Consider the following 4,026-nt stretch of genomic DNA (forward strand, 5'->3'; position numbering starts at 1 on the left):
ACGCCGGGTCGCAATACACATCGTTCAAGCTCGCCGAGCATCTGGACGCCGCTGGCATCGCCGCCTCCATCGGCTCGGTCGGCGACGCCTACGACTGTCAGTCTTTTCGCACCGGATCCCGCAAGGATCGGGTAGCCCCGGCTGAGGCGGTCTGACTCTTGCTTATGACTGACCCCGTGAGTGTCCTGGCGTTGATCTGTCGACCGCCCGGCCGGGCACGCAGCAAGCGCTGCCGCCGGACGGACGTGACCTGATAGGAGCCTGGAGCCGACTCGCCAAAGCGTCCCCGTGACAGTCCTGTCCGTCCGACCGGCGACAGCGTGAACCCCACGCTACCGACCGGAAGGAACTCCGTGCAGACCAGCGAGCAACCCAGATCCGGGCACGTCGTGGTCGGCGTCGATACGCACAAGCACGTGCACGTCGCAGCGGTGATGGACACAATCGGCGGCATCCTGGCCACCCTCACGATTCCCACCGACACCGGCGGTTTCCAGCAACTGGCGGACTGGGCAGGCTCGTTCGGTAACGTTCTGACCTTCGGGATCGAGGGCACCGGCTCCTACGGTGCCACGTTGACCTCATTCCTGCGCAGGGCCGGTCACAAGGTGGTCGAGGCCGGACGCCCGGACCGGCGGCTGCGGCGCATGAACGGAAAGTCCGACACCCTGGACGCCGAAAACGCCGCCCGCGCCGTGCTGGCCGGGTTTGCGACGGCCACGCCGAAGACCGCCGACGGCGAGGCCGAGATGATTCGCCAGCTCAAGATCGCCCATGACCAAGCCGTTGAACAGCGTGCGGCGGCGATGGTCACAATCAAGGCGATGCTCGTCCACGCCTCGGACGCCCTGCGTCGGGAGACTGCCGGCAAGACACAGATCAGCCTGGCGCGGCAGCTGGCAGCTCTGCGTCCTCGCCGTCTGGAAGGACCCGAGGACGCCCTTCGGCACACCCTGCGAACGCTCGCCAAGCGGTGGCAGTACCTGGACGCCGAGGCCAAGGAACTAACGAAGATGATTGGCGACTTGGTCCAGCGGGTCGCCCCGCAACTGCTCGAGCCTTTCGGTATCGGCGTGGACACGGCCGCGGAGATCCTCGTCGTGACCGGCGACAACCCCGAGCGGATCAAGTCTGAGGCCGCACTCGCCAAGCTCGCGGGCATCGCTCCCGTGCCCACCGGCTCCGGCATGACTGGCGGCAGACATCGCATCAACCACGGCGGCCACCGCCAGCTGAACGCCGCGATCTACAGAACCGTCATCGTCCGAATGCGGTTCCACCAGCCCACGATCGACTACGTCGCCCGCCGCACCGCCGAGGGCAAGACGAAACGCGAGATCATCAGATGCCTCAAGCGCTACGTCATCCGCGAGGTCTACCACCTGCTTCGGCCGGCCCCACGGAGGGCCTCCGCGGCGAGTTGACAACTATAGGAGCGTCAACGCCCTGATGGAATCAACGATCGGCCTGTACAAAACCGAGTTGATCAAACCGCAAACGCCCTGGAAGTCGCTCTCCCAGGTGGAGTTGGCCACCGCCGAGTGGGTCGACTGGTACAACCACCGCAGACTGCACGGTGAGATAGGCCACGTTCCGCCCGTCGAGTACGAGGCCAACCACTACATGGAATCCACAAAACCACAGGTCACAACCACAATCTGAGATCTCTACCGAACCCGGGGCGGTTCAAACAGCTTTGGCCAGGTCTGTGATCTGGTTGTTGGTGCTGCATCGTGGCTTGCGCAGGAGGCGCCAAGACGCACAGTCGTGGGAAGTGCCATCCTCAGCGTGCCTTCAGGCCACGGTCTTCGAGTTCGTCCGCGCACTCCTCAGGTACCCGGACAGCCTTCGCGGTGGCTCTGCCCTTCAAGGGCTCTTCCTGCCGCTCCCGCTCCGCCTCGGCGCGGGCTTGTTCGATGTCGTCGGCGATCGCCTTGCAGTCGACGACGTGCGTGTCCGTCGGCACCGGCTCCTCGGGTGGAGATTCCGGCTTGTCCCTGTACGTCCCGGCGTTGAGGGCGGAGGTGGCGGCGATGCCGGCCAGACACAGCCCCGCCCAGACGGCAATGATCCACCGGCGGGCGCTCAAGAGCCGGCCATTCCAACGGCGAGGCCGACGACAGTGAGCACGGCGAAGGTGCGCATCGCAGTACGCGAGACCTTCATCGAAGCTCCTTTCTCGAAATGATCGGTACAGCGAGCTTCTGCTTCTGCCAACGTGCCGACTCTTCATTGGTCCTGGTCACGCTCAACAGCAGAGCTCCTGATAGACGGGTTCACGACCACGATCCCCCATGCTCACCAGGAGCTTCGCGTGCTTGTCTACCCGTCGGCGATCGGTCTGTCCAACACGCACCTGCGCTAACCCTGGGTATTCAGTGGAATTGGGTGATCTGACGCCCCGATAGCAGAAAGGTGCCGTTGACCTGCGAGGATGCGAGTGTCTAGGTCGTATCCGCTGCGGGAGCAAGGCACCTTTCTGGTGGTTGAGCGTACAGGGTGGGATCGTCGGCTGTCCGTGGTGGCTGACGGGAAGAGGCTGGTCGGGCATGCCGGGGCGGTGCTGCTGCGTCGGTGTGCGGACCGGACGGGGCTGACGGACACGCTGGCGAAGGTGCTGCCGTCCAGCACGGTGGCCGGCTGGCGGGACCGTGCGGCAGTGCTGGTTCAACTGGCGGTCGCGATCGTGCTGGGGGCGGCGAACCTGTCGGAGGCCGAGCAACTCCAGTTGCATCACCGGCCGTTGTTCGGGTTCGCGGCCTCGGACTCCACCGCCCGGCGCACGCTGGCCGCGCTCGACGAGGTCACCCTGGCGAAGATCGCAAAGGTGCGGGCGCGGGTGCGTCGGCACGTGTGGAGTCTGCTGCATCTGCGGCCGGGCGGGGCTTGTGGAAGGTCACCTTCGCACCCACCCTGACCGGCCTGCTGCCCATCGCCCGCAACGGCGGCAGCGACACCCTCTTCCTGGACCTGAACCCGGCCACTCATGGTCAGCTCCATGCGTTCGTCCACGCCATCGCCTGGCCGGGGTATCTGGGCAACCATGTCTTCACGAAGGTCGCCGACAACTTCGACGCGTACCTCGACAGCCTGTTCATCGACCCCGATATGGCGGAGGACGCCTGGGCCGACGTCGCCGACAGCGATCCCTCGGATCCTTGGCGAAGGACCGTCGAGGAGTGGCTGGACAAGGAACTGCCGGGCTGGCGCGCTGAAGCCTGGGCCACGTCCTGATCTTGAGTCGAGCGCCTCAAGCGCCTTCGGGTCCCTGGAGACTTCGCAGGGCCGGGTAGCCCAGGTAGTCCGTTCCGGCTCGCTCGGCATAGCGCATCGCCGTCTGAGGATTCACGCCCAGGGCGTCTGCCAGGACGGCCGGCGGGGCTTGACGGACCATCTGGATCCAGGCTCTGGAGCGTGAGGCCATGGCCGGGATTCCGGATTCGCGGAGAATCGTTGCAACGCTGTAGACGTGCATCGTCCGCCCGGGCATGCGCCCGGGAAACACCAGCGGACAGTCCGGGTTCGCGGCCGTGCTGAGGCCGGGTCGAGAAGCGAGATGCACCCGGATCACGGCGGCTGCCGCCTCCGGAACCCCGATCCAGTCTCTGCCGAGCTTCACCTCCAGCCCGTTCGGGCCTTCACGGAAGTCGTCCATGCGCATCGTCACGACCCTGGCGAGGGGCTGTCCGAAGAGGACGAGCATGATGCCGATGGCCCGGTGGGCTGCCGGCAGGGTTTGATGGAGAAGCAGAGCGCGGAGCGCTTCCCTCCCTGTCAAAATTGGTTGAGTCAGGCATACTGGATGATTCATTGAGTCGAGGGCGGAGAGGGAGTAGTGCCCGGGTGGCCAGCACGAATGACCACGGGACCCCTGATCCGCAGGTGGAAGTCCGTTCGACCGGTCCGCGCCGGTATTCCGCGGAGTACAAGACAGGGCTTGGTCAAGTTCCGGAGTCGTGCGGCTGGGTCGGGCCGTGACCGGTTGGGGTGCATAGCAGAGCAGGCACGGGCTTCGTGATCATTGGG

Annotated in this window: 5 protein-coding genes and 1 pseudogene; 4 read left to right on the plus strand and 2 right to left on the minus strand. The window is 65.6% G+C overall.

The annotated features are described in order from the left end of the window. Positions 1-353: 353 nt before the first annotated feature. Together ACIQFZ_RS43165 and ACIQFZ_RS43170 are read left to right on the plus strand one after the other, a co-directional pair. Positions 354-1,424 carry an IS110 family transposase gene (locus tag ACIQFZ_RS43165; RefSeq protein WP_402693969.1) on the plus strand — a complete coding sequence of 357 codons (1,071 nt, stop codon included), beginning with the start codon at positions 354-356 and terminating at the stop codon, positions 1,422-1,424. A gap of 16 nt (positions 1,425-1,440) precedes the next feature. Next, a pseudogene (locus ACIQFZ_RS43170) lies at positions 1,441-1,662 on the plus strand (integrase core domain-containing protein); the annotation flags it as partial. A 121-nt stretch (positions 1,663-1,783) separates the two neighbouring features. Here the strand turns inward: ACIQFZ_RS43170 and ACIQFZ_RS43175 are convergent. After that, positions 1,784-2,089, minus strand: a complete 306-nt coding sequence (locus ACIQFZ_RS43175) for a hypothetical protein (protein ID WP_402693970.1) — start codon at positions 2,087-2,089, stop codon at positions 1,784-1,786. Positions 2,090-2,521: 432 nt separating this feature from the next. On the opposite strand from ACIQFZ_RS43175, the gene ACIQFZ_RS43180 reads away from it, so the two are divergent. Next, positions 2,522-2,917 carry a hypothetical protein gene (locus ACIQFZ_RS43180; RefSeq protein WP_402693971.1) on the plus strand — a complete coding sequence of 132 codons (396 nt, stop codon included), beginning with the start codon at positions 2,522-2,524 and terminating at the stop codon, positions 2,915-2,917. Beyond that, a complete protein-coding gene (locus tag ACIQFZ_RS43185; RefSeq protein WP_402693972.1) occupies positions 2,887-3,234 on the plus strand; it encodes a hypothetical protein in 348 nt (115 codons plus the stop codon). Before ACIQFZ_RS43180 ends, ACIQFZ_RS43185 begins: the two co-directional genes overlap by 31 nt. 16 nt (positions 3,235-3,250) lie before the next feature. Here ACIQFZ_RS43185 and ACIQFZ_RS43190 read toward each other — a convergent pair whose 3' ends face one another. Further along, on the minus strand, positions 3,251-3,703 hold the full coding sequence (locus ACIQFZ_RS43190) for a hypothetical protein (protein ID WP_402693973.1): 453 nt from the start codon (positions 3,701-3,703) through the stop codon (positions 3,251-3,253). Positions 3,704-4,026 lie beyond the last annotated feature (323 nt).

The sequence above is a fragment of the Streptomyces sp. NPDC093064 genome, from assembly GCF_044754605.1.
In the GTDB taxonomy this organism is placed as follows: domain Bacteria; phylum Actinomycetota; class Actinomycetes; order Streptomycetales; family Streptomycetaceae; genus Streptomyces.

Coding starts and splice junctions, on each gene's coding strand:
- ACIQFZ_RS43190 (WP_402693973.1), bottom strand. CDS start 3,703: ATGCTCGTCCTCTTCGGACAGCCCCTCGCCAGGGTCGTGACGATGCGC.